The organism is Staphylococcus sp. EG-SA-17 (assembly GCF_017151845.1).
GTDB classification, from domain to species: Bacteria; Bacillota; Bacilli; order Staphylococcales; family Staphylococcaceae; genus Staphylococcus; species Staphylococcus aureus.
This window is the reverse complement of the sequence record NZ_JACVZO010000013.1, coordinates 46,731-72,482: the sequence shown is the minus strand read 5'-3', so window position 1 is coordinate 72,482 and position 25,752 is coordinate 46,731. Positions and strand designations below refer to the sequence as shown.

Sequence of the window (25,752 nt, the reverse complement as noted above, 5' to 3'; positions counted from 1 at the left end):
AAGAGAACTTGGTTTTGTATTAATGGCACTTAATATAAGAAAAGTAGTAGCTCAACGAGCTGAAAATAATCAAAAAATTTATAAAAAAGACAATTTCTATATTATTTCAATAGAAATTGTCTTTTTTTCACTTATCCAAGAACTTTATGTCCCGGACTCTTCGATATTATGAAGTTTTATGAAAGATAGAATTATATCAGTTTTTGTAGTACATTTAGACTATTAAAATTTGTTTATTACATTCTTGGCGGTTTCACTTATCAATTTATCATTAGGTTTATCACTTTTATTGTCTTTATTCGTAAAAATGACTAAAATAATAGGTTCAGATTGGTTCTTAGGATAAATAAAAGCTACATCATTTCTAGAAGCATATGTTATTGCTTGACCACTTTTATCAGCAACCTTATAGTCTTTTGGAACACCATCTTTAATTAAAGTGTCTCCGTTTTTATTATTTAACATTAAATCAAGTAAGAAATTTTTATTTTTTTTGCTTAATTTTCCATTTGCGATAAGTTTATTTAAAGTCTTGCCGAAAGCAGCAGGCGTTGAAGTATCTTTTTTGCTCTTTGGTGAATAGTAATTTAATTCTATTTCATATCTAACTGGATTTGTTACTTTATCTCCCAATTTTTTTAAACGTTTTTTAATTTTTTTGATTCCACCGATTTCGTTTATAATTTTATTGTTTGCTGTATTATCACTATACTTCATTGAAGCCTCAATAAGTTCTTTTAAAGTGATATCTTTTCCTACATATTTTTCTAAAATAGGAGAATAAGCAACTATATCATCTTTGTTAATATGTACTTTTTTATTTAACTTATTATAAGGTACTTGTTCTAACAAAATAGCACTATTTATCGCTTTTGAAGTTGAAGCATAGGCAAATCTCTTATCGGCATTAAATTTTACTTCCTTACCACTTTTAGTATCTAATGCATAGACACCAATATTAGCATTATATTTCTTTTCTAAATTATTTAACTCTTTAGCATGTGAACTGGTTGAATTACATGCACTTAAAACTAAAGCAATTGCAATTAAAAGTATTAACTTTTTCAAAATATACCCTCCAATATTACAGTTGTAATTTCTATAAATCAATAATATTACAATTGTAATATTCGCGTCAATAGTTTATTATAATTATTTGAAAGAAGGTGTTGAAATGGCTAAGTTATTAATAATGAGCATAGTAAGCTTTTGTTTTATATTTCTATTGTTATTATTTTTTAGGTACATATTAAAACGCTATTTTAATTATATGTTAAATTATAAAGTTTGGTATCTAACTCTTCTTGCAGGATTAATTCCTTTCATCCCTATTAAATTCTCTTTTTTTAAATTTAATAATTTGAATAATCAAGAGCCCACAGTTGAAAGTAATTCACACAATTTGAATCCTAACATAAATACCACTAAACCTGTTCATGAGTTTACAACAGACATCCATAAGATTAATTGGGATTCAATAGATAATATCTGCACAGTTATTTGGATAGTTTTAGTTATTATTTTAAGTTTTAAATTTTTAAATTCTTTATTATATCTTAAGTATTTAAAGAAACAGTCACTTTATCTAAATGAAAAAGAAAAAGATAAAATAAACAAGATACTTTTCAATCATCAATATAAAAGAAATATTGTGATTCGAAAAGCAGAATCTATTCATTCTCCAATAACTTTTTGGTATGGAAAATATATTATTTTGATTCCCAGTTTATATTTTAAAAGTATAAATGACAAAAAACTAAAATATATAATATTGCACGAGTATGCTCATGCTAAAAACAGAGATACTTTGCATTTAATTATCTTTCATATTTTTTCTATTGCTATGAGTTATAATCCACTAATACAAATTGTAAAAAGAAAGATGATTCATGACAATGAAGTAGAAGCCGATAGATTTGTCCTTAATAATATTAACAAAAATGAATTTAAGTCTTATGCGGAAGCTATTATGGATTCCGTATTAAAAACCCCATTTTTCAACAAAAATATATTAAGCCATTCATTTAATGGTAAAAAATCATTACTCAAAAGAAGATTAATTAATATAAAAGAAGCCAATTTGAAAAAGCAGTCAAAATTAATTCTAATTTTTGTTTGTATTTTTACTTTTTTTATCATGATAATTCAAAGCCAGTTTTTAATGGGGCAATCCTTAACTGATTATAATTATAAAAAGCCCTTACAAAGCGATTACCAAATTTTAGATGAAAGTAAAAATTTTGGTTCAAATAGTGGATCTTTCGTTATGTACAGCATGAAGAAAGACAAATACTATATTTATAATGAAAAAGAAAGTAGAAAAAGATATTCTCCTGATTCAACATACAAAATTTATTTAGCACTGTTTGGACTTGACCGTCATATTATAAGTGATAAAAATTCACGTATGTTATGGAATCATAATCATTATCCTTTCGATTCTTGGAATAAGGATCAAGATTTAAATACGGCAATACAAAACTCTGTTAATTGGTACTTCGAACGTATTAGTAATCAAATATCAAAGAACTATACTTATGATCAACTCAAGCAATTAAATTATGGTAATAAAAATTTGGGAAGTTATAAAGCCTACTGGTTGGAAGATAGTTTGAAAATATCTAATCTTGAACAAGTAATAGTTTTGAAAAATATGATGGAACAAAATAACCATTTTAGTAAAAATGAAAAGAAACAATTATCTTCTTCGTTATTGATTAGAAAAAATGAAAATTATGCATTGTATGGGAAAACAGGTACAGGTATAGTAAACGGGAAGTACAATAATGGGTGGTTTGTAGGTTACGTAATTACAAATCATGATAAGTATTATTTTTCTACACATTTATCAGATGAAAAAGCCTCTGGTGAAAATGCTAAATTAATAAATGAAAAAATATTAAAAGAAATGGGTGTTTTAAATGGCCAATAAGCAAGTTGAAATAACTATGGCTGAATGGGATGTTATGAATATAATATGGAATAAAAAATCAGTATCAGCTAATGAAATTGTAGTTGAGATTCAAAAAAATAAAGAAGTTAGCGATAAGACGATTAGAACATTAATTACAAGACTATATAAAAAAGAGATTATAAAACGATATAAATATAATAATATTTATTTTTACTCATCAATTATTAAAGAAGATGATATTAAAATGAAAACTGCTAAAACCTTTCTTAATAAATTGTATGGAGGGGATATGAAAAGTTTAGTGCTTAATTTTGCGAAAAATGAAGAATTAAATAACAAAGAAATTGAAGAATTGCAAGACATTTTAAATGATATTAGTAAAAAATAAATAGATATAGGGTTCAAACATAATACATATATAAATTATGTTTGAACCCTATTAAATTAGATTTTTTATGAGATTAGTACATATAACAAAAGGAGCCCATTTAATCATGCCTCTTCCCATAGGTATATTGTTATCTAGTAATTCTCTTGGAACGTTACGATAATCAGTTTCTTCTTCATAACTTGTCATCCTTAATTCACCCCAATCTGATAATTACATTATACGAACATGTGTTCTATTTTGCAACAAAAATTTTGTGGAAGCATAAACGCGTTAATAATTAATGCTCGTGTAAGTAAAAAAGAGGGATTAATTAAAATCGAATAATGACATATCATAGCAAATAGTTCTTTTAAAGTAGTTAAACAGTTTTAGCGTTAAGGAAATGATAAATGATTGTTAATTCTAGCTAAAATTTAATAAAATGAAAATAAGACTGACATGGAGGGGTAAAAGTAATGACAAATGGATATATTGGTTCTTACACTAAAAAGAATGGTAAAGGGATTTATCGTTTTGAATTAAACGAAAATCAGTCACGTATTGATTTATTAGAAACAGGATTTGAATTAGAAGCGTCTACATATTTGGTGCGTAATAACGAAGTTTTATATGGAATCAACAAAGAAGGAGAACAATGCGGTGTTGCGAGTTTGAAAATTGATGACAATGGTGAATTGCATTTATTAAATAAATGTTTGTCTTCAAAAGCTGGTACAGGTTGTTATGTATCGATTTCAGAAGATAAACGATATTTATTTGAAGCGGTATATGGTGCTGGCATCATACGTATGTATGAATTAAATACGCACACAGGTGAAATTATACGTCTAATTCAAGAACTTGCACATGATTTTCCAACAGGTACACATGAAAGACAAGATCATCCACACGCACATTATATTAATCAAACTCCAGATGGTAAGTACGTTGCAGTAACAGATTTAGGTGCTGATCGTATCGTTACTTATAAATTTGATGACAACGGGTTTGAATTTTATAAAGAATCTTTATTTAAAGATAGTGATGGGACAAGACATATTGAATTTCATGATAATGGAAAATTTGCTTATGTCGTACACGAATTATCAAATACTGTGAGTGTTGCAGAATATAATGACGGTAAATTTGAAGAGCTCGAGCGTCATTTAACAATTCCTGAAAACTTTGATGGAGATACTAAACTTGCAGCAGTGCGTTTATCTCATGATCAACAATTCTTATATGTATCTAATAGAGGGCATGATAGCATTGCAATTTTTAAAGTTCTTGATAATGGTCAACACTTAGAACTAGTAACAATTACTGAAAGTGGTGGTCAATTCCCAAGAGATTTTAATATTGCCTCATCAGATGACCTTTTAGTTTGTGCTCATGAGCAAGGAGATTCAGTTGTAACTGTTTTCGAAAGAAATAAAGAAACAGGTAAAATTACGCTATGTGATAACACTCGTGTAGCATCTGAAGGTGTATGTGTCATATTTTAATCTTTAATTAATCATGATAAAAAGAAAACCATGTTTCCAAAAAATTTATGTATACCTTGAAATTTATTGTTTTCAAGAACATCAAATTATGGAAGCATGGTTTATTTTTGGCTCAAAAATTAATTTTTAAAGAAAGCTTTGATGTATTTAAATTTACCTTTATATGGTGGTAAATGGACACCTGATTCTAATCGTGTAGATTTGAAAATGTAGCTTTTTTCATGTGTAAAAGTGTCGAATGAATATTTACCATGATAGCGTCCCATACCTGAGGCGCCAACACCACCAAATGGTAATTTAGGATTCGCTAGGTGCATCAATGTATCATTAATAGCGCCGCCGCCAAATGATAGCTCGTTTATTACACGTTGTGTAGCATTTTCATCTTCGCTAAATAAATATAAACTCAAAGGTTTTGGTCTTTGGTGAATAAAGGCTATTGCTTCATCCAATGACTGATACGTTAAAATCGGTAAGATAGGACCAAAAATTTCTTCTTGCATAATTGCTGAATCACTTGTAACGTGATCTAACAATGTTGGTTCTATATAACGTTCATCCTCATCACTATGACCACCAAATACAATATTCATTTGTTCACTGTTAAGTAATGAAGTCAGACGATGATAATGTTTAAGGTTTACAATGCGGCCATAATCTGGACTTTGTTGTATATTTTGACCATAAAATTCACGCAACGTTTTTGATAGGGCTGTGATTAAATCATCTTTTACAGATTCGTGTACTAAAATGTAATCTGGTGCAACACATGTTTGGCCGGCATTAGTGAATTTCCCAAAACAAATGCGCTCACTAGCAACTTTAATATTCGCTGTTTCATCAACGATGACTGGAGATTTACCGCCCATTTCTAATGTCACAGGAACTAAATTTTCGCTGGCAGCTTGATAAACGATTTTGCCTACATTTTCACTTCCTGTAAAGAAGACATAGTCAAAAGGTAAGTGAATTAACGTTTGCGTTTCTTCAATTCCTCCCTCAATAACTTCAATGTAATTTGCATCAAATGTTTCATTGATTAATCGTTTAATCACTCGTGCAACATTTGGTGTCAACTCAGATGGTTTAATAATTGCCGTATTACCTGCTGCAATAGCACCGATTAAAGGTTCGAACACTAGTTGAAAAGGATAGTTAAATGGTGCAATGATCAAAACTGTTCCATAAGGTTCTTTTTTGATATAGCTTTTTGTTGGAAATAAATATAAAGGTGTGTCTACATTTTTTGTTTTAGTCCAGTTTTTAAGTTCCTTACGGGCATTTTTGATACTTTTCAAAGTTATGCCAATTTCAGTAGCATAAGCTTCGACTTTATTTTTTCCTAAATCTGTATATAGTGCTTCTAAAATATCGCTCTCGTATGATTTAATAGCTTTGCTTAACTTCTTTAATTGCTCTTTTCTAAAACTAATATCTTTAGTTTGTTGTGTATTGAAAAAAGCTTTACTGTCATAAAATTTTTGCTCAATAATATTCATAATGAAAAGAACCTCCTTATATGATTATTTTGGAAAAAGTGATTAATTGATTTGAATGTTGTGGCCGTTAATTTTAAATGGTCTTTCGAATTATATATGTTGAAAGTTGAAAATAGAGCGATGAATCGTGTACATAATAATATTTATAACTTTAATCATAACGAAAAAGGTAGGAAGAAAACAAAAATTTATACTCAACATCGCAAATATTTTAAGAAAATGTAAAGACAAAAGGGGAATTGTATAGAAATCACTAATCTGTGGGTTAGGGTAGCTAAAGGAATGAAAACTACTATTGAAAAGGGGTTGTAAATTAGTCAAACGTAAATAAAAAACAGTTCATTGAAAGTGAAATAAATTCTACTTTAATGAACTGTTAGTTAAATACAACATGTCTATGATTAGACAGTAATATAGTATTATTTTGTTAATGCTTCAGTGATTTGAGGTACGATTTGTTTTTTTCGAGAAACAACACCAGATAAGAAGGCCATGTCATCTTCTAATTGAACATTGAATGCTTCGCCGACTTTATCTTTTTCAGCACCTACAACTAAAATTTTAGAATCACTATTAATGATGTCAGTAACAACAAGTACAAATAAGTCATATTTTTCTTGTGCACTTACAGCTAACATTTCTTTTTCTAAATCTTCTTTACGATTTAACACTTCGTCAAGGTCAACAGCATTAACTTGTGCAATACGAGTCACATAGTCACCCATAGTAAATGATTTAGCATCCATGTTTAATAAGAATTCAACTGATTTATCAGTTGTTGAAGCACCTGCTTTTAACATATCTAAGCCGTACTTTTGAATATCAACTTTAGCAATATCTTTTAATTCTTCAGCTGCTTTAACATCTTGTTGTGTACATGTTGGTGATTTGAAAAGTAAGCTATCTGAGATAATTGCTGATAACATTAAACCGGCAATTTCAGGTTTAATTTCAAAGCCACGTTCTCTAAACATTTTGTATAAAATTGTAGCTGTACAACCAACTGGTTCAGCACGATAACATAAAGGACCAGCAGTTTCGAAATTTGCAATTCTGTGATGATCAATTACATGCTTAATTGTAGCAGAGGCAATCGTATCAGAACTTTGTTGGAATTCGTTATGATCAACTAAGATAACATCTTGACCATCTAAATCATCCGTTAATAATTCCGGAGCAGGTACATTAAATGTATCTAACGCGAATTGAGTTTCTGCACTCACATCACCTAAACGGTATGCTTTGGCTCCTGAATTACCTCTAAGTTGTTCAAATTCTGCCATAATAATCGCAGATGAAATTGCATCAGTGTCTGGATTCTTATGTCCGAAAATATATGTTTTAGCCATTGTCAAATATCTCCCTTGTATATTGTATTCTTTATAATTATTTTAGCACGATTTAAACGTGTTGTTCTACCTCTGCACCTAATGAGTTTTTGAAATGTGCAAGTGCCCATTCATGCCCTTTTTGATTAAATGAAGCCACTCCCTCAGCAGGTACTGAAATTTTATAACCTAAGTTGTATGCAGAAATTGCTGTATGTAACACGCAAATATCGGTACATACACCAACGATTTCGACTTGATTAATACTTCTTTCTCTCAATAAACTATCAAGCGGGGTACCAAAGAACGAATCATAGCGCGTTTTATCAATGAAATGTACATTAGGTTGCGCTTTAATTGTTTCGTATAATTTACCTACTTTACCGTATAATTCTCTACCACTTGTATCTACGATATTGTGTGGTGGGAATAATTTACTTTCAGGATGATGAATGTCATGTAAATAATGTAAATCCATTAAAAAGAATATATGGTCTTGATAATAATTAAAGTCATTGATACGAGAAACAATAAAATCTTCAATATTTTGTCCAGGTTTACCGCATGTTAGTAAGCCGTCGTCTGCGATAAAGTCATATGAATAGTCAACAACTAATAGTGCGCGATGTGTCATTCAACATCTCTCCTATATAATAATAAAATAAACTCCCATCTATTCATAAATGCTAGAGTATTTTTTAACCCTAATGGTTAATATATAAATATAGATTAAGTATATAGATTAATCAACTTTTTTGGAAGAGCAAATCACGCAATCAACAAATATTATAAGATGTTTTTACGATAGCTTTAAAATAGCTGTAATAGAATATTAAATGTGACAAACTTAGAACTAATATCAAGTGTTGATGTTTTCAATATAAAAATGCTAATAGATGGCATCACGAGATTTATGACTATCTGTTAAATCAACCTAACACGATTATAATTTGAATAATTGGTTAATATATGAGTAATTAGAAAATAGACAAAGGATGACGATTTATGTATATCAATATGAAAGATTATGGGTTAACAGGCATAAACAAAACTAAAGATACTCGAGCAATACAACGTGCGTTAAATCGTGGAAGATGTAAACCAACGACAGTTTATATACCGAAAGGGACGTATGATATTTGCAAACCATTAACGATATATGGCAATACAACACTTTTGTTGGATAATGAAACTATTTTACGCCGATGTCATTCTGGTCCTTTATTAAAAAATGGTCATCGCTTTGGTTTTTATCGTGGTTATAATGGACACAGTCATATTCATATTAAAGGCGGCAAGTTTGATATGAATGGCGTATCGTATCCTTATAACAATACAGCTATGTGCATTGGGCATGCTGAAGATATTCAATTAATAGGTGTGACTATTAAGAATGTAGTGAGTGGTCATGCAATTGATGCTTGCGGGATTAATGGACTCTATATTAAAAGCTGTTCATTTGAAGGATTTATAGACTATAGTGGCGAACGCTTTTATTCTGAAGCAATACAATTAGACATTCAAGTACCTGGTGCTTTTCCAAAATTCGGAACGACAGATGGTACGATAACGAAAAATGTCGTTATCGAAGATTGTTATTTTGGACCTTCAGAATTGCCCGAAATGGGAAGTTGGAATCGTGCTATTGGCTCACATGCAAGTAGACATAATCGTTACTATGAGAATATTCATATTAGAAATAATATATTTGAAGATATACAAGGTTATGCATTAACTCCCTTGAAGTATAAAGATGCTTTCATTATTAATAATAAGTTTATTAACTGTGAGGGTGGTATTAGATATTTAGGAGTTAGAGATGGTAAAAATGCTGCAGATGTGATGACAGGAAAAGACTTAGGTTCCCAAGCAGGCATAAATATGAATATCATTGGAAATGAATTTAAAGGATCAATGTCTAAAGATGCGATACATGTACATAATTATAATAATGTTAAACATAAAGATGTATTAATCGTTGGGAATACATTCAATGATTCGACTCAATCAATTCATTTAGAAGATATTGATACAGTGTTTTTAAGTCCTGTTGAAGCGGGTATTCAAGTTACTACAATCAATATAGATGAAATAAAAAAGTAAAAAGTTTCGCATGACATTAGGATTAAGAATAGTAGATAATTTTTGAAAGCGCATTCATAAAACGGTATAAATATGCTATAATAAACCCAATTATCTGATAAAAGGGGTATTTTGACGGTAATGATAATACAAGATAGACAACTTTCTATACTCTAATATAGTGAGTTGAAGTAGCTTGTCATAATCATCATGAGGGGGAAATTTATGGCTTATTTCAATCAACATCAATCAATGATATCGAAAAGGTATTTAACATTCTTTTCAAAATCAAAGAAAAAGAAACCGTTTAGTGCGGGACAACTTATTGGACTAATATTAGGTCCATTACTTTTCCTATTAACATTATTGTTCTTTCATCCACAAGACTTACCTTGGAAAGGCGTATATGTCTTAGCGATTACTTTATGGATTGCGACTTGGTGGATTACTGAAGCAATTCCTATTGCAGCAACGAGCTTATTACCAATTGTGTTATTACCATTAGGTCACATACTTACACCAGAACAAGTATCATCCGAATATGGTAATGATATTATCTTTTTGTTTTTAGGTGGATTTATTTTGGCAATTGCAATGGAAAGATGGAATTTACATACGAGAGTAGCTTTGACTATTATTAATTTAATTGGTGCAAGCACTTCAAAAATATTACTTGGATTCATGGTGGCAACAGGATTCTTATCTATGTTTGTATCGAACACTGCAGCTGTAATGATCATGATTCCGATTGGTTTAGCAATTATTAAGGAAGCACATGATTTACAAGAAGCCAATACGAATCAAACAAGTATTCAAAAGTTTGAAAAATCTCTAGTTTTAGCAATTGGCTATGCAGGTACGATTGGTGGCTTGGGTACATTAATCGGAACCCCGCCGCTAATTATTTTAAAAGGACAATACATGCAACATTTTGGACATGAAATTAGTTTTGCTAAATGGATGATTGTAGGGATTCCAACGGTCATTGTTTTGTTAGGTATTACTTGGCTCTATTTAAGATATGTTGCGTTTAGACATGATTTGAAATATTTACCTGGTGGTCAGACGTTAATTAAACAAAAGCTAGACGAGCTTGGCAATATGAAGTATGAAGAAAAGGTAGTACAAACTATCTTTGTACTTGCCAGCTTATTATGGATTACAAGAGAGTTTCTTCTGAAAAAATGGGAAGTTACGTCATCCGTTGCAGATGGTACGATTGCTATTTTTATATCAATATTATTATTTATTATTCCAGCTAAAAATACTGAAAAACATCGACGTATCATTGACTGGGAAGTTGCAAAAGAGCTCCCTTGGGGTGTCTTAATTTTATTTGGTGGCGGTTTAGCATTAGCGAAAGGTATTTCTGAAAGTGGTTTAGCAAAATGGTTAGGCGAACAGTTGAAATCATTAAATGGTGTCAGTCCGATTCTTATTGTAATCGTCATAACTATCTTTGTCCTATTTTTAACTGAAGTGACATCTAATACCGCAACTGCAACGATGATTTTACCGATTTTAGCAACGTTATCTGTTGCGGTTGGTGTGCATCCATTACTACTTATGGCACCTGCAGCTATGGCGGCTAACTGTGCATACATGTTACCAGTAGGGACACCACCGAATGCAATTATCTTTGGTTCAGGTAAAATATCTATCAAACAAATGGCATCAGTAGGATTCTGGGTAAACTTAATCAGTGCAATAATTATTATTTTAGTTGTGTATTATGTAATGCCTATAGTTTTAGGTATTGATATAAATCAACCACTGCCATTGAAATAGTAATTGCAGATTAGAACGAAAAATAAAAGGTTACATTAGCAATTGCTTGAACGAGTGGTAACGAAACGTATACCGCAGCATCGTGTAAAAACAATACAAACAAAAGAAAGTGAACCAAGGATGGATTTCTATTTTAATCCTTGGTTGACTCTTTATTTTATTTAAATTGCAGAACCTAGAAAATATAGTTTAATTAAAAGCACCAATCATTTCTACTTTGAAATCTAAGGTTTCTAAAATAGCAATGACTTTCTTTATATCTGTCGTAATTGCAGAATCAGCCTGAACGAAAAATCGATACATACCTAATTGTGTTTTTAAAGGACGAGACTCAATCCAGGATAAATTAATATTAAACAAAGCAAATGTATTAAGCACACTTGCTAACAACCCAGGTTTATCATGCATTGGTGTAATTAAAAACATCAATGATGTCGCATTTTGATCAAATTGCTGCTGATTTTTTATAACTAAAAAACGTGTCACGTTATGTGGATAGTCTTCAATATGTGTATCAATAGGTGTAAAACCATAAGCTTCGCCACTACCTAAAGGTGCAATTGCTGCAACGCCATTTTCAATTTTAGTCAAACTTTGAATTGTACTGTCGACATAATCATAGTCAAATTGATGTTGATGTATGTAATTTGTTGTTTGACTGATTGCTGGTGCAATAGAATACACTTTTTTAATATCAGAAATGGTGTTCGAACCATTACCATATAATGCAAAGTTAATATCTAGACGTATTTCACCGTGTGCAAAGACATCTTGCTGTGCAAGTGCATCTGCCACAATGTTGATTGTTCCTTCTATAGAATTTTCAATAGGGACAACACCAATCGATGTGTCATCATCTGCAACTGCCTTGATGACTTCAAATAAATTTGACTTTGGTTGAAAAGTTGCTTCATTTTCAGAAAAATACTGACGACAAGCCAAATATGAAAATGTACCTTTAGGGCCTAAATAATATAATTGCATATGCTACACCTCTACTAACTTAATGATGGAAAGGGCACTGGTTAGCATTTGATTCTTTCTTTTTATAGAAAAAGTTTGGATCTTTTACTGTATTGTCATATCCGTGATGATAATTTGACGTCAATGTTGGAGATAATGGCGGCGCTAGCCAAGACCATTTTCCGGTAACTTGACGACCTTGTTGTGCTTCATTACGTTCGAATAGTTCGAATTGCTTTGCAGCGGTCAAATGATCGACAATTGATACGCCTTCTTTTTTAAAGGAATGATACACAGCATAGTTCAATTCAACAAGTGCTCGATCTTTATTAAATGAATTATTTTTAAGTGTATCAAATTCAAACGCATCTGCAACTTTTTCTAGTAAATTGTAACGGTAATCATCAATAAAGTTACGTACGCCAATTTCAGTTACCATATACCAACCGTTAAAGGGGGCAGTTGGATATACAATGCCACCGATTTTTAAGTCCATATTGGAAATGATAGGGACTGCATACCATTTTAAGTTCAATTTTCTTAATTTTGGATAATGATTATGTTCAATAGGTACTTCTTTAATTAATGAAGTAGGATATTCGTAAAATTTAACTGACTCATTAGGTAATTGGTAAATTAGTGGTAACACGTCAAAATTAGTACCTTTTCCTTTCCAACCTAAGTGATTTGCTAAGCGTGTAACTTCTTTTTCAGCAGGATCACCACAATTGTCATAGCCAGCATAGCGAATTAATTGATTGTTGAAAATTTTAGGTCCATCCTTTGGAGCATATATAGTAATATACGGCTTTAATTTACCTTCATTTGTAGCCTGTGTAATATGATAAGTAATTGATGATAAGAACGATGCTTCGTCAGTAACATCTCTTGCATCAATGACATTTAACGAATCCCAAAATAAACGACCAATGCAACGATTTGAATTACGCCAAGCCATTTTAGCACCATAAATAAGTTCTTCTTCTGTATGTGTATATGTCCCAGTTTCTTTTATTTCTAGTTCAATGTCATGTAAACGTTTATTGATAATTTGCGTTTCATAATGACACTCTTTATACATGTTTTCTATGAAAGCTTGAGCCTCTTTAAATAACATTAACAACACCTCGCTTTATATTATAGTCTACATTATTAAAATACTCTTAAAAATTATGTATATGTCATTAAATTGTTGGTTGATTTTAATTAAAAGTATGGAAATTAAGGGGCTCTTATGTATATAAAAAAATGAATTATGATAAAATGTAAGAAAATATTTAGGTCGATTGGAGAGATACGAGTGTACCAATTAGAAGACGACAGTTTAATGTTACATAATGACTTATATCAAATAAATATGGCTGAAAGTTATTGGAATGATAATATTCATGAAAAAATGGCTGTATTTGATTTGTATTTTAGAAAAATGCCATTTAATAGTGGCTATGCTGTTTTTAATGGTTTAAAACGCGTCATTGATTTTATAGAACATTTTGGATTTTCAGAATCTGATTTGGAATATTTAAAGTCTATTGGCTACAAGGATGATTTCTTATCATATTTAAAAGATTTAAAATTCACAGGTAGCATCCGTTCGATGCAAGAAGGCGAATTATGCTTTGGTAACGAACCATTGTTACGCGTAGAAGCACCATTGATTCAAGCGCAATTAATAGAAACAATTTTATTAAACATTGTAAATTTCCATACACTAATTACAACAAAGGCTAGTAGAATTCGTCAAATTGCATCAAATGATAAATTAATGGAGTTTGGTACACGTCGTGCGCAAGAAATTGATGCAGCATTGTGGGGCGCTAGAGCTGCTTACATCGGGGGCTTTGATTCTACAAGTAATGTTAGGGCGGGTAAATTATTTGGTATACCTGTGTCTGGTACACATGCACATGCATTTGTCCAAACTTATGGAGACGAATATGTTGCCTTCAAAAAATATGCTGAAAGACATAAAAATTGTGTGTTCCTAGTAGATACATTCCATACTTTAAAATCTGGCGTGCCAAATGCAATAAAAGTTGCAAAAGAATTAGGTGACAAAATTAACTTTGTAGGTATTCGATTAGATTCTGGAGATATCGCTTATTTATCTAAAGAGGCAAGACGTATGCTTGATGAAGCAGGATTTACTGAAACTAAAATTATCGCGTCTAATGATTTGGATGAAGAAACGATTACGAGTTTGAAAGCACAAGGTGCAAAAGTAGATTCTTGGGGCGTTGGTACAAAGCTGATTACAGGATATGATCAACCAGCATTAGGTGCAGTATATAAACTTGTAGCTATTGAAAATGAAGATGGTTCATATAGTGATCGTATTAAATTATCAAATAACGCTGAAAAGGTTACGACGCCAGGTAAGAAAAATGTATATCGCATTATAAACAAGAAAACAGGTAAGGCAGAAGGCGATTATATTACTTTGGAAAATGAAAATCCATACGATGAACAACCTTTAAAATTATTCCATCCAGTGCATACTTATAAAATGAAATTTATAAAATCTTTCGAAGCCATTGATTTGCATCATAATATTTATGAAAATGGTAAATTAGTATATCAAATGCCAACAGAAGATGAATCACGTGAATATTTAGCACAAGGATTACAATCTATTTGGGATGAAAATAAGCGTTTCCTGAATCCACAAGAATATCCAGTCGATTTAAGCAAGGCATGTTGGGATAATAAACATAAACGTATTTTTGAAGTTGCGGAACACGTTAAGGAGATGGAAGAAGATAATGAGTAAATTACAAGACGTTATTGTACAAGAAATGAAAGTGAAAAAGCGTATCGATAGTGCTGAAGAAATTATGGAATTAAAGCAATTTATAAAAAATTATGTACAATCACATTCATTTATAAAATCTTTAGTGTTAGGTATTTCAGGAGGACAAGATTCTACATTAGTTGGAAAATTAGTACAAATGTCTGTTAACGAATTACGTGAAGAAGGCATTGATTGTACGTTTATTGCAGTTAAATTACCTTATGGAGTTCAAAAAGATGCTGATGAAGTTGAGCAAGCTTTGCGATTCATTGAACCAGACGAAATAGTAACTGTAAATATTAAACCTGCAGTTGATCAAAGTGTGGAATCATTAAAAGAAGCCGGTATTGTTCTTACAGATTTCCAAAAAGGAAATGAAAAAGCGCGTGAACGTATGAAAGTACAATTTTCAATTGCTTCAAACCGACAAGGTATTGTAGTAGGAACAGATCATTCAGCTGAAAATATAACTGGTTTTTATACGAAGTACGGTGATGGTGCTGCAGATATCGCACCTATATTTGGTTTGAATAAACGACAAGGTCGTCAATTATTAGCGTATCTTGGTGCGCCAAAGGAATTATATGAAAAAACGCCAACTGCTGATTTAGAAGATGATAAACCACAGCTTCCAGATGAAGATGCATTAGGTGTAACTTATGAGGCGATTGATAATTATTTAGAAGGTAAGCCAGTTACGCCAGAAGAACAAAAAGTAATTGAAAATCATTATATACGAAATGCACACAAACGTGAACTTGCATATACAAGATACACGTGGCCAAAATCCTAATTTAATTTTTTCTTCTAACGTGTGACTTAAATTAAATATGAGTTAGAATTAATAACATTAAACCACATTCAGCTAGACTACTTCAGTGTATAAATTGAAAGTGTATGAACTAAAGTAAGTATGTTCATTTGAGAATAAATTTTTATTTATGACAAATTCGCTATTTATTTATGAGAGTTTTCGTACTATATTATATTAATATGCATTCATTAAGGTTAGTTTGAAGCAGTTTGGTATTTAAAGTGTAATTGAAAGAGAGTGGGGCGCCTTATGTCATTCGTAACAGAAAATCCATGGTTAATGGTACTAACTATATTTATCATTAACGTTTGTTATGTAACGTTTTTAACGATGCGAACAATTTTAACGTTGAAAGGTTATCGTTATATTGCTGCATCAGTTAGTTTTTTAGAAGTATTAGTTTATATCGTTGGTTTAGGTTTGGTTATGTCTAATTTAGACCATATTCAAAATATTATTGCCTACGCATTTGGTTTTTCAATAGGTATCATTGTTGGTATGAAAATAGAAGAAAAACTGGCATTAGGTTATACAGTTGTAAATGTAACTTCAGCAGAATATGAGTTAGATTTGCCGAATGAACTTCGAAATTTAGGATATGGCGTTACGCACTATGCTGCGTTTGGTAGAGATGGTAGTCGTATGGTGATGCAAATTTTAACACCAAGAAAATATGAACGTAAATTGATGGATACGATAAAAAATTTAGATCCGAAAGCATTTATCATTGCGTATGAACCTCGAAACATACATGGTGGATTCTGGACTAAAGGCATTCGTCGTAGAAAGCTTAAAGATTATGAACCAGAAGAACTGGAAAGTGTAGTAGAACATGAAATTCAAAGTAAATGAGAACGAAACAATTGCTGATTGTTTGTCACGAATGAAAATGCAAGGGTATATGCCGGTAAAACGTATTGAAAAACCCGTGTTTCAGGAGCAAAATGATGGCACGGTTGAAGTATCACATCAAGAAATCATTTTTGTAGGTAAGAAAATCCAATAACATAATCCAATTTAAATAAAGACTATTTGAATAGGAAAGGCTATTCAAAGTTTGAGTAATTTTACTTTGGATAGCCTATTTGTTTATACATGCAAGATGCTAGATTCATATTGTATGAGAAAGGGCTTGGGACATTAAGTTCTTAGGCAATGTAAAAAAGCTGATTTCTATTAATTATTTGATAGAAATCAGCTTTTTTGATATGTATTTTATAATGTACAGCTCGTTGAGCTGCTATTTTCCTTATATTAAGTGCCATTAATACAAAACCTAGCTCTCGTTTAACTTTATTTATTCCTCGAACTGACATTCGAGTGAAACCCAAAATAGCCTTCATAAATCCAAAAACAGGCTCTACATCAATTTTTCTTTGACTATAGATTTTTTTCGTTTCTGGTTCAGAAAGCTTTTGATTAATTTGGGCTTTAAAGTATTCCCAATTATAATTCTTCATGATTTTCTTATTGGATTTCGAATTTGGTTTCATGCATTGTTGCCTCAAAGAACATGCTGAACAGTCATCGCATTCATATAGCTTGAAGTCACGTTTAAAACCATATCTATCATTACGGTATGCATATCTTTTAAAACCTATTCTTTTGTTATTAGGACATATAAATTCATCATTAAGTTCGTCATATTTCTAATTTTGAGTGTTAAAAATGTCACTTTTAAACTTTCTCGTTTTATCTTTAATAAACATGCCATACGTAATAAGTGGCGTTTTATTAAAGTCATCTATAATAGCCATATAGTTTTGCTCACTACCATAACCTGCATCAGCTACAATATACTCCGGTAAATAACCGAAGGTATTTTGAATCATTGTTAAAAATGGAATTAAAGTTCTAGTATCTGTTGGGTTTTGAAATAGGTCATAGGATAAAACAAATTGAGAATTTGTCGCTATTTGTAAATTGTATCCTGGCTTAAGTTGGGTCATGTTATAATTTTTATACATAAGGCACCTCGTTAATTTAGTTTAGTGGTATTTATTAAATTATGCGAAGGGACCCAACACAGAAAATTCATTTTATTGAATTTTACATTTATGTGCAAGTTGGGCAAAGTGTCTTATTTTTTTAAAGTATTTAAAAGTAAAATAACATGTTAATACGTAGTATTAATGGCGAGACTCCTGAGGGAGCAGTGCCAGTCGAAGACAGGGGCCCCAACACAGAAGCTGACATATAGTCAGCTTACAACAATGTGCCGGTTGGGGTGGCTGAGACGGCACCCTAGGAAGGGACCCGTCATCAAAAATTCTATTTATAGAATTTTACAGTAATGTGCCAGACGGGCAAAGCGAAGCCATTCAATACGAAGTATTGTATAAGTAGAGAACAGCAGTAAGATATTTTCTAATTGAAAATTATCTTACTGCTGTTTTTTAGGGATTTATGTCCCAGCCTCTTCTTAATATTTTAAAATCATTGTTAAATTATATATATCGTCGCTTTTTCTAAAACAATCTCATCGCATGAAATTTTTTCTTCCTAGAGACCTTTAATAAGATTAATAGTTTACTTAATCATATCTAGATAGTCTTATGACTTATGCTTAATGAAAGTCATTCTAGGAGAAGTTCCCAAAGCTTCTGTGTTCATAATTGTTAGTAGTATTTTATTATCATTTGGTATAAATATTTCAATAACAATTGAGCTATTATTTTTATTATATAATGTGAGTTGTTTGTGTTCTGTATTTATATATTTGCAAATGTAATCAGAATCGTCTGAGGTACTGAGAATAAATTTTAAAGGACTATCATTTAAATCTTGAGGATGCCATTCTCCCTCAATAATATTAAGATAATACTTAGCCTCTGAATTACATTTGAATTTATCAATACTAAATAATTCAATTTGTTCCATAATATTATTTACCTTTCTAAAATACAAATTTTAATAACCATAAATAGATGAATACCATCGATAATGGTCGCCATTGGATACTGGAATAACATTGTTTTTAGCATCTTGAGTCATAAAACCATTATCCCATGGATTCCATATAATTATAACCTCTTGTCCATTGTCTAATTTAGCATTCCCAACAACTGCCATGGCATGCCCTGCGTGCATACCATTTCTTGATTCTACTCTACTACCTAAAATAGCAATTCCTTTATTATTTTTAGTAAGATTGTCAACTTCATTATATGTAGTCATTCTATTAAGAAGTTGTGGATTTCTTCCCTGAGTTTGTCCAAAATAAATCATCTCTCTTGGCGTTAAACCAGTAAATTGGAATTGTTGTCCTTGTAAGTTTGGGTGTAAAAATCTCATCACAGCTTCTGCATGATATTTGTTAGTATTATAAGTTGCATTTAGTAATGCAGACATCGTATAGCCTGCACACCAACCATTGTTACCTTGAGTTTCTCTTATCTTGAAATTCTCAAGTTTATTTACATATTGCTCGTTGTAAGTATAATTATTACTTTTAAATTGACTAGTTGGCATAGTGACAGAAGCTTTTTGCTTTAGTTGCGTTACATTATTGCCAGTAGGTATACTCTCGGTCTTTTTTACCTTTTTATCTTCTAGACGTGGTGTTTTTAGTACTAATTTTGCTTTATGATTTTGAGTAACCACATAGTAACCTTTTGAGTTTGTCAAAATAGTAATTTGTTGATCTTTATATTGATTTAAGGCTTTAGATAAAAATGAAGAAACATTGATTGTGTATTTAGAAGATGAACTAGAATCCTTAGTGACTTTTGGTGAAATTGTAACTATATAATCGATATTACCTTCAGTGTTCAAAACAGGAAAATAATAATTACCATCACTCTTTTTGTTGAATTTGTAAATTTTAAAAGGTTCACCAAGTGTATACGAGGCTTTCTCTTTATTATAGATTTTATCAAGTGAAGTAACATAAGAAAGATAGTCTTTTTGCGCTAAATTACGTACGTCAGTAGGAACACTCTTGTCCTCGACATTAACTTGCACATGCTTCTTATCTTTTGCTTTGATATTTGAATTGCTCTCGGCGTTTGCAATAGGGGTAATACTTAAAGAAATTATTAAACTTAAAGCTATTAATTTTGGAAAGTTTCTTTTCATATAAAAACTCCTTTCTTTTATTATAAAATAATTATATTAAATTTAGTTAAGAATTTCAATATAAATTTTTAATCTATGTTTAAAAAATATTTAATTATTACACATTATCAGTTTATTTAATAATTTAGTAGCTTATTTACTAAATTGTAAACATTTCATTCAATAATTAATATGATCGAAAGTTTCATGAAAATATATTAGTCGATTTCGAAAGAAGCGTAGTCAATTTATGTCTTTCTATAAAAATTTACTATTAAGAAAATCTCTGCGTATTTTTCTATAATCAGTTTCGTATTTATACGATTCTGGAGGTCGATATTAATGGCTTATGTTTAAAATGCTACACCTATGCAATAGAACATATATTCTTTTTGTGAGTAGAAAATTTGTTAAATTAGAAGCGAATAATTTTAAAAGGCATTATGGAATGTAAGAAGGAATATTATGAAACTAGGTAAAGTAGATTGTTGAAAATTCCATACAATAGGAGAAGTAAAGTGAATAAAATCTGGTATTACTAAAGCTATTGATTGTCCTAATTGTAATAAAAAGTTGGATAGTGTAGTTGAGGGGAGAAAAATTAAAATGCAATATTATATTCTTAATGGATCATTATAAATACCAGTTAGATTAAAGTGTTGCGAACATTTACAATTAGAAATCAGTATTAATCTGCCATAGATAATTGTATTAATGTAAAAAATAAAATAGAATGAGAATATACGGAAATTTTTTATACATTTATAACCAATTCTGTTAAACTGTGAAGAGTAGAGTTAAAAACGAACTTTTTATTTATTTTTATTAAAAATGTTCTGTTTTTGAAAATTCGAGTATACATACGATAGGAGTTAAAAAAATGATTGAACGTTATTCTAGAGAAGAAATGTCTGATATTTGGACTGATCAAAATCGCTATGAAGCATGGTTAGAAGTGGAAATTTTAGCATGTGAGGCATGGAGTGAATTAGGACATATACCGAAAGCTGACGTACAAAAAATTCGTCAAAACGCAAAGGTAAATGTCGAACGTGCACAAGAAATTGAACAAGAAACGCGCCATGATGTTGTAGCCTTTACTAGACAAGTTTCTGAAACGCTAGGTGAAGAACGTAAGTGGGTACATTATGGTTTAACTTCTACTGATGTTGTAGATACAGCTTTAAGTTTCGTTATTAAACAAGCAAATGACATTATTGAAAAAGATTTAGAAAGATTTATCGACGTTTTAGCTGAAAAAGCAAAAAATTATAAATATACATTGATGATGGGACGTACACATGGAGTGCATGCAGAACCAACTACATTTGGTGTCAAAATGGCATTGTGGTACACGGAAATGCAACGTAACTTACAACGTTTCAAACAAGTAAGAGAAGAAATTGAAGTAGGGAAAATGAGTGGTGCAGTAGGTACTTTTGCTAACATTCCTCCTGAAATAGAAAGTTATGTGTGTAAACATTTAGGTATTGGCACAGCGCCTGTATCAACGCAAACATTGCAACGCGATCGACATGCATACTACATTGCGACATTAGCATTAATCGCGACGTCACTAGAAAAATTTGCCGTTGAAATTCGTAACCTTCAAAAAACCGAAACAAGAGAAGTTGAAGAAGCATTTGCAAAAGGCCAAAAAGGTTCATCTGCAATGCCTCATAAACGAAATCCAATTGGCTCTGAAAATATCACAGGTATTTCAAGAGTCATTCGTGGTTATATTACTACAGCTTATGAGAATGTGCCATTATGGCATGAAAGAGATATTTCTCATTCTTCAGCTGAGCGTATTATGTTACCAGATGTTACAATAGCACTAGATTATGCATTGAATCGTTTCACGAATATTGTGGACCGTTTAACTGTATTTGAAGATAATATGCGTAATAACATAGATAAAACATTTGGTCTGATTTTCTCACAACGTGTCTTATTAGCATTAATTAATAAAGGTATGGTTCGTGAAGAAGCATACGACAAAGTACAACCAAAAGCGATGATATCTTGGGAAACGAAAACACCTTTCCGTGAATTAATCGAACAAGATGAGTCTATTACAAGTGTTTTAACAAAAGAAGAATTGGATGAATGTTTCGATCCTAAACATCATTTGAATCAAGTTGACACTATTTTCAAACGCGCTGGATTAGCATAAAATTAAATAAAGTAACGATTCAGATTTAATAAAATATAAATCGCTACACTTTAATAGGTTAATGCGTTAAAATGACATAAAGAATAAAATTATAGGGGTTGTTTCGATATGCAAATTGAAAAATTACGAGGTGCAGCGTTAGATGAATTGTTTGATGCAATACTAACGTTAGAAAATAGAGAAGAATGTTACCAATTTTTCGATGATTTGTGTACTGTAAATGAAATTCAATCACTGTCTCAAAGATTACAAGTTGCTAAAATGATTAAGCAAGGTTATACCTATGCAACGATTGAACAAGAATCTGGAGCATCGACTGCAACGATTTCTAGAGTGAAGCGTTCATTACAATGGGGTAATGATGCTTATACAATGATTTTAGATCGTATGAATATTGAAACAAATGAATAATAAATGAACGATAAACAATGGTTATCTATCTGCACTAATAAGGTAGATAATCATTGTTTTTTCACGAAAAAATTTACAGAGTAAAAGAACTTAAAATTCATATTAAGTCTTTAGAACTCGACACTTAAAAATGCTATAATCATATGTATGTTAAAAAAGGAGTTTCGGAAAATGTATGACATTAAAAAATGGCGCCATATTTTTAAATTAGACCCAGCTAAACATATTTCAGATGATGATTTAGATGCGATTTGTATGTCTCAAACAGATGCAATTATGATTGGTGGAACTGATGACGTTACTGAAGATAATGTCATTCATTTAATGAGCAGGGTAAGAAGATACCCATTGCCTTTAGTACTTGAAATATCAAACATCGAAAGTGTAATGCCTGGTTTTGATTTTTATTTTGTACCTACAGTACTGAACAGTACAGATGTTGCATTTCACAATGGTATATTATTAGAAGCGCTTAAAACATATGGACATAGTATAGATTTTGAAGAAGTAATATTTGAAGGGTATGTCGTGTGCAATGCTGATAGCAAAGTGGCAAAACATACCAAAGCAAATACAGATTTAACAACAGAAGATTTAGAAGCATATGCCCAAATGGTCAATCATATGTATCGATTACCGGTTATGTATATAGAGTATAGTGGCATTTATGGCGACGTATCAAAGGTTCAAGCTGTCTCAGAACATCTAACAGAAACGCAACTTTTTTATGGTGGCGGTATTTCCTCAGAACAACAAGCGACAGAGATGGCAGCTATTGCAGATACAATTATCGTCGGTGATATTATTTATAAAGATATTAAAAAAGCTTTAAAAACAGTAAAAATAAAGGAGTCTAGTAAATGAATGCGTTATTAAATCATATGAATACAGAGCAAAGTGAAGCTGTAAAGACAACAGAAGGACCATTGTTAATTATGGCAGGTGCTGGTTCAGGGAAGACACGTGTTTTAACACATAGAATTGCTTATTTATTAGACGAAAAAGATGTCTCACCATACAATGTTTTGGCTATTACTTTTACAAATAAAGCTGCAAGAGAAATGAAAGAACGTGTTCAAAAATTAGTAGGTGATCAAGCAGAAGTTATTTGGATGTCAACATTCCACTCAATGTGTGTTCGTATTTTACGTCGTGATGCAGATCGAATAGGTATAGAACGCAATTTTACGATAATTGATCCTACAGACCAAAAATCTGTTATTAAAGACGTCTTAAAAAATGAAAATATTGATAGTAAAAAGTTTGAACCTCGTATGTTTATCGGTGCGATCAGTAATTTGAAAAATGAACTTAAAACACCTGCAGATGCTCAAAAAGAAGCCACAGATTATCACTCGCAAATGGTAGCAACGGTTTATAGTGGATATCAACGCCAATTGTCGCGTAATGAAGCGTTAGATTTTGATGACCTTATTATGACAACGATTAACTTATTTGAGCGTGTACCAGAAGTTCTAGAATATTATCAGAACAAATTCCAATATATTCATGTAGATGAGTATCAAGATACTAATAAAGCACAATATACATTAGTTAAATTATTAGCAAGTAAGTTTAAAAACTTATGTGTTGTAGGTGACTCAGATCAGTCAATTTATGGTTGGCGTGGTGCTGATATTCAAAATATCTTATCATTTGAAAAAGACTACCCAGAAGCGAATACAATCTTTTTAGAGCAAAATTATCGTTCGACGAAAACGATTTTAAATGCGGCTAACGAAGTGATTAAAAATAATTCTGAACGTAAGCCAAAAGGACTGTGGACTGCAAATACGAATGGTGAGAAAATTCATTACTATGAAGCAATGACAGAACGTGATGAAGCGGAATTTGTAATACGAGAAATTATGAAGCATCAACGTAATGGTAAGAAATATCAAGATATGGCAATTTTATATAGAACAAATGCACAATCACGTGTACTTGAGGAAACATTCATGAAATCTAATATGCCATACACAATGGTTGGTGGCCAAAAGTTCTATGACCGTAAAGAAATCAAAGATTTATTAAGTTATTTGCGTATAATTGCCAATAGTAATGATGACATTAGTTTGCAACGTATTATTAATGTTCCAAAAAGAGGTGTAGGTCCTTCATCTGTTGAAAAAGTTCAAAACTATGCACTTCAAAACAATATCAGTATGTTTGATGCACTTGGAGAAGCTGATTTTATCGGATTGTCAAAAAAAGTGACACAAGAGTGTCTTAATTTTTACGAGTTGATCCAAAGCTTGATAAAAGAACAAGAATTTTTAGAAATTCATGAAATAGTTGACGAAGTATTACAAAAGTCTGGCTACCGAGAAATGCTTGAACGTGAAAATACATTAGAATCTCGAAGTAGATTAGAAAACATCGATGAATTTATGTCAGTACCAAAAGACTATGAGGAAAATACCCCATTAGAAGAACAGTCATTAATTAACTTTTTAACGGATTTATCGTTAGTAGCTGATATTGATGAGGCAGATACTGAAAATGGCGTAACACTAATGACAATGCACTCGGCTAAGGGCCTTGAATTTCCAATTGTCTTTATAATGGGGATGGAAGAATCTTTATTCCCACATATTAGAGCGATTAAGAGTGAAGATGATCACGAAATGCAAGAAGAACGTCGTATTTGTTATGTAGCAATTACAAGGGCTGAAGAGGTGTTATATATCACTCATGCGACATCAAGAATGTTATTTGGTCGCCCTCAGTCAAATATGCCATCTAGATTTTTAAAGGAAATTCCAGAATCACTATTAGAAAATCATTCAAGTGGCAAACGACAAACGATACAACCTAAGGCAAAACCTTTTGCTAAACGCGGATTTAGTCAACGAACAACGTCAACGAAAAAACAAGTATCGTCATCTGATTGGAATGTAGGTGACAAAGTGATGCATAAAGCCTGGGGAGAAGGCATGGTGAGTAATGTAAACGAGAAAAATGGCTCAATCGAACTAGATATTATCTTTAAATCACAAGGGCCAAAACGTTTGTTAGCGCAATTTGCACCAATTGAAAAAAAGGAGGATTAAGG

Annotated in this window: 23 protein-coding genes and 3 pseudogenes; 15 read left to right on the top strand and 11 right to left on the bottom strand. The window is 31.3% G+C overall.

What is annotated here, in order from left to right; genetic code table 11:
* Nucleotides 1-182: pseudogene (locus IDG65_RS14835) on the top strand (IS5/IS1182 family transposase); the annotation flags it as partial.
* Nucleotides 183-222: 40 nt separating this feature from the next.
* On the opposite strand, the gene blaZ reads toward IDG65_RS14835, so the two are convergent.
* Nucleotides 223-1,068 (bottom strand): penicillin-hydrolyzing class A beta-lactamase BlaZ, encoded by an 846-nt coding sequence (blaZ, locus tag IDG65_RS08055; protein ID WP_000733621.1) that lies wholly within the window; start codon nt 1,066-1,068, stop codon nt 223-225.
* Between the two features lie 106 nt (nt 1,069-1,174).
* Here blaZ and blaR1 point away from each other — a divergent pair, with 106 nt between their 5' ends.
* A complete protein-coding gene (gene blaR1, locus IDG65_RS08050) occupies nt 1,175-2,932 on the top strand; it encodes a beta-lactam sensor/signal transducer BlaR1 (protein ID WP_001096371.1) in 1,758 nt (585 codons plus the stop codon).
* Nucleotides 2,922-3,302, top strand: a complete 381-nt coding sequence (gene blaI / locus IDG65_RS08045) for a penicillinase repressor BlaI (RefSeq protein WP_001284659.1) — start codon at nt 2,922-2,924, stop codon at nt 3,300-3,302. The genes blaR1 and blaI overlap by 11 nt, the downstream gene beginning before the upstream one ends.
* An 87-nt stretch (nt 3,303-3,389) precedes the next feature.
* On the opposite strand, the pseudogene IDG65_RS14830 reads toward blaI, so the two are convergent.
* A pseudogene (locus tag IDG65_RS14830) lies at nt 3,390-3,491 on the bottom strand (hypothetical protein); the annotation flags it as partial.
* Nucleotides 3,492-3,760: 269 nt separating this feature from the next.
* On the opposite strand from IDG65_RS14830, the gene pglS reads away from it, so the two are divergent.
* Nucleotides 3,761-4,789 (top strand): 6-phosphogluconolactonase, encoded by a 1,029-nt coding sequence (gene pglS / locus IDG65_RS08040; RefSeq protein WP_000181322.1) that lies wholly within the window; start codon nt 3,761-3,763, stop codon nt 4,787-4,789.
* A gap of 119 nt (nt 4,790-4,908) precedes the next feature.
* On the opposite strand, the gene IDG65_RS08035 is transcribed toward pglS, so the two are convergent.
* Nucleotides 4,909-6,288 carry an aldehyde dehydrogenase gene (locus IDG65_RS08035; protein WP_001021228.1) on the bottom strand — a complete coding sequence of 460 codons (1,380 nt, stop codon included), beginning with the start codon at nt 6,286-6,288 and terminating at the stop codon, nt 4,909-4,911.
* Nucleotides 6,289-6,339: 51 nt separating this feature from the next.
* Between IDG65_RS08035 and IDG65_RS08030 the strand changes: the two genes are divergently transcribed.
* On the top strand, nt 6,340-6,513 hold the full coding sequence (locus IDG65_RS08030; RefSeq protein ID WP_001790680.1) for a hypothetical protein: 174 nt from the start codon (nt 6,340-6,342) through the stop codon (nt 6,511-6,513).
* Between the two features lie 194 nt (nt 6,514-6,707).
* On the opposite strand, the gene IDG65_RS08025 is transcribed toward IDG65_RS08030, so the two are convergent.
* Together IDG65_RS08025 and IDG65_RS08020 are read right to left on the bottom strand one after the other, a co-directional pair.
* Nucleotides 6,708-7,637 (bottom strand): manganese-dependent inorganic pyrophosphatase, encoded by a 930-nt coding sequence (locus tag IDG65_RS08025; protein ID WP_001140871.1) that lies wholly within the window; start codon nt 7,635-7,637, stop codon nt 6,708-6,710.
* A 52-nt stretch (nt 7,638-7,689) separates the two neighbouring features.
* A complete protein-coding gene (locus IDG65_RS08020) occupies nt 7,690-8,250 on the bottom strand; it encodes a cysteine hydrolase family protein (RefSeq protein ID WP_000149686.1) in 561 nt (186 codons plus the stop codon).
* A gap of 371 nt (nt 8,251-8,621) precedes the next feature.
* Between IDG65_RS08020 and IDG65_RS08015 the strand changes: the two genes are divergently transcribed.
* Nucleotides 8,622-9,719 carry a glycosyl hydrolase family 28-related protein gene (locus tag IDG65_RS08015; RefSeq protein WP_000275725.1) on the top strand — a complete coding sequence of 366 codons (1,098 nt, stop codon included), beginning with the start codon at nt 8,622-8,624 and terminating at the stop codon, nt 9,717-9,719.
* 204 nt (nt 9,720-9,923) lie between these two features.
* Nucleotides 9,924-11,486, top strand: coding sequence for an SLC13 family permease (locus tag IDG65_RS08010; protein WP_000323166.1), 1,563 nt, complete (start codon nt 9,924-9,926; stop codon nt 11,484-11,486).
* A 10-nt stretch (nt 11,487-11,496) separates the two neighbouring features.
* Here IDG65_RS08010 and IDG65_RS08005 read toward each other — a convergent pair whose 3' ends face one another.
* The 3 genes from IDG65_RS08005 to IDG65_RS07995 form a co-directional block, all read right to left on the bottom strand.
* Nucleotides 11,497-11,604: a hypothetical protein gene (locus tag IDG65_RS08005; RefSeq protein ID WP_052997697.1), complete on the bottom strand. Its 108-nt coding sequence runs from the start codon at nt 11,602-11,604 to the stop codon at nt 11,497-11,499.
* Nucleotides 11,605-11,675: 71 nt separating this feature from the next.
* Nucleotides 11,676-12,470, bottom strand: coding sequence for a prephenate dehydratase (locus IDG65_RS08000; RefSeq protein WP_001177821.1), 795 nt, complete (start codon nt 12,468-12,470; stop codon nt 11,676-11,678).
* 19 nt (nt 12,471-12,489) lie between these two features.
* Nucleotides 12,490-13,566, bottom strand: coding sequence for a nitric oxide synthase oxygenase (locus IDG65_RS07995; RefSeq protein WP_000897635.1), 1,077 nt, complete (start codon nt 13,564-13,566; stop codon nt 12,490-12,492).
* A 183-nt stretch (nt 13,567-13,749) separates the two neighbouring features.
* Here IDG65_RS07995 and IDG65_RS07990 point away from each other — a divergent pair, with 183 nt between their 5' ends.
* The 4 genes from IDG65_RS07990 to IDG65_RS07975 all read left to right on the top strand — a co-directional run bounded on the left by IDG65_RS07990 (nt 13,750) and on the right by IDG65_RS07975 (nt 17,060).
* Complete coding sequence (locus IDG65_RS07990) at nt 13,750-15,219, top strand: nicotinate phosphoribosyltransferase (RefSeq protein WP_000284433.1); 1,470 nt, start codon at nt 13,750-13,752, stop codon at nt 15,217-15,219.
* Entirely contained in the window at nt 15,212-16,033 is an 822-nt protein-coding gene (gene nadE / locus IDG65_RS07985; protein WP_000040871.1) for an ammonia-dependent NAD(+) synthetase, read from the top strand. Before IDG65_RS07990 ends, nadE begins: the two co-directional genes overlap by 8 nt.
* A 270-nt stretch (nt 16,034-16,303) precedes the next feature.
* Nucleotides 16,304-16,906, top strand: a complete 603-nt coding sequence (locus IDG65_RS07980; RefSeq protein WP_000011542.1) for a DUF2179 domain-containing protein — start codon at nt 16,304-16,306, stop codon at nt 16,904-16,906.
* Nucleotides 16,887-17,060 carry an NETI motif-containing protein gene (locus IDG65_RS07975; protein WP_000669863.1) on the top strand — a complete coding sequence of 58 codons (174 nt, stop codon included), beginning with the start codon at nt 16,887-16,889 and terminating at the stop codon, nt 17,058-17,060. Before IDG65_RS07980 ends, IDG65_RS07975 begins: the two co-directional genes overlap by 20 nt.
* A 142-nt stretch (nt 17,061-17,202) precedes the next feature.
* Here the strand turns inward: IDG65_RS07975 and IDG65_RS07970 are convergent.
* The 3 genes and pseudogenes from IDG65_RS07970 to scpA all read right to left on the bottom strand — a co-directional run.
* Nucleotides 17,203-17,997, bottom strand: a pseudogene (locus IDG65_RS07970) (transposase); the annotation flags it as partial.
* Nucleotides 17,998-18,607: 610 nt separating this feature from the next.
* On the bottom strand, nt 18,608-18,934 hold the full coding sequence (locus IDG65_RS07965; RefSeq protein WP_000434933.1) for a staphostatin A: 327 nt from the start codon (nt 18,932-18,934) through the stop codon (nt 18,608-18,610).
* A gap of 30 nt (nt 18,935-18,964) precedes the next feature.
* On the bottom strand, nt 18,965-20,131 hold the full coding sequence (gene scpA / locus IDG65_RS07960; RefSeq protein ID WP_000827757.1) for a cysteine protease staphopain A: 1,167 nt from the start codon (nt 20,129-20,131) through the stop codon (nt 18,965-18,967).
* A gap of 859 nt (nt 20,132-20,990) precedes the next feature.
* Between scpA and purB the strand changes: the two genes are divergently transcribed.
* The 4 genes from purB (at nt 20,991) to pcrA (ending at nt 25,750) form a co-directional block, all read left to right on the top strand.
* The gene (purB, locus tag IDG65_RS07955; RefSeq protein WP_000572872.1) at nt 20,991-22,286 is read left to right on the top strand and encodes an adenylosuccinate lyase; all 1,296 of its coding nucleotides are present in this window, start codon (nt 20,991-20,993) and stop codon (nt 22,284-22,286) included.
* A gap of 108 nt (nt 22,287-22,394) precedes the next feature.
* Nucleotides 22,395-22,697, top strand: a complete 303-nt coding sequence (locus tag IDG65_RS07950; protein ID WP_001165363.1) for a YerC/YecD family TrpR-related protein — start codon at nt 22,395-22,397, stop codon at nt 22,695-22,697.
* A gap of 171 nt (nt 22,698-22,868) precedes the next feature.
* Nucleotides 22,869-23,561 carry a heptaprenylglyceryl phosphate synthase gene (gene pcrB, locus IDG65_RS07945; RefSeq protein ID WP_000272061.1) on the top strand — a complete coding sequence of 231 codons (693 nt, stop codon included), beginning with the start codon at nt 22,869-22,871 and terminating at the stop codon, nt 23,559-23,561.
* Nucleotides 23,558-25,750: a DNA helicase PcrA gene (gene pcrA, locus IDG65_RS07940; RefSeq protein WP_000992924.1), complete on the top strand. Its 2,193-nt coding sequence runs from the start codon at nt 23,558-23,560 to the stop codon at nt 25,748-25,750. The genes pcrB and pcrA overlap by 4 nt, the downstream gene beginning before the upstream one ends.
* Nucleotides 25,751-25,752: the final 2 nt, after the last annotated feature.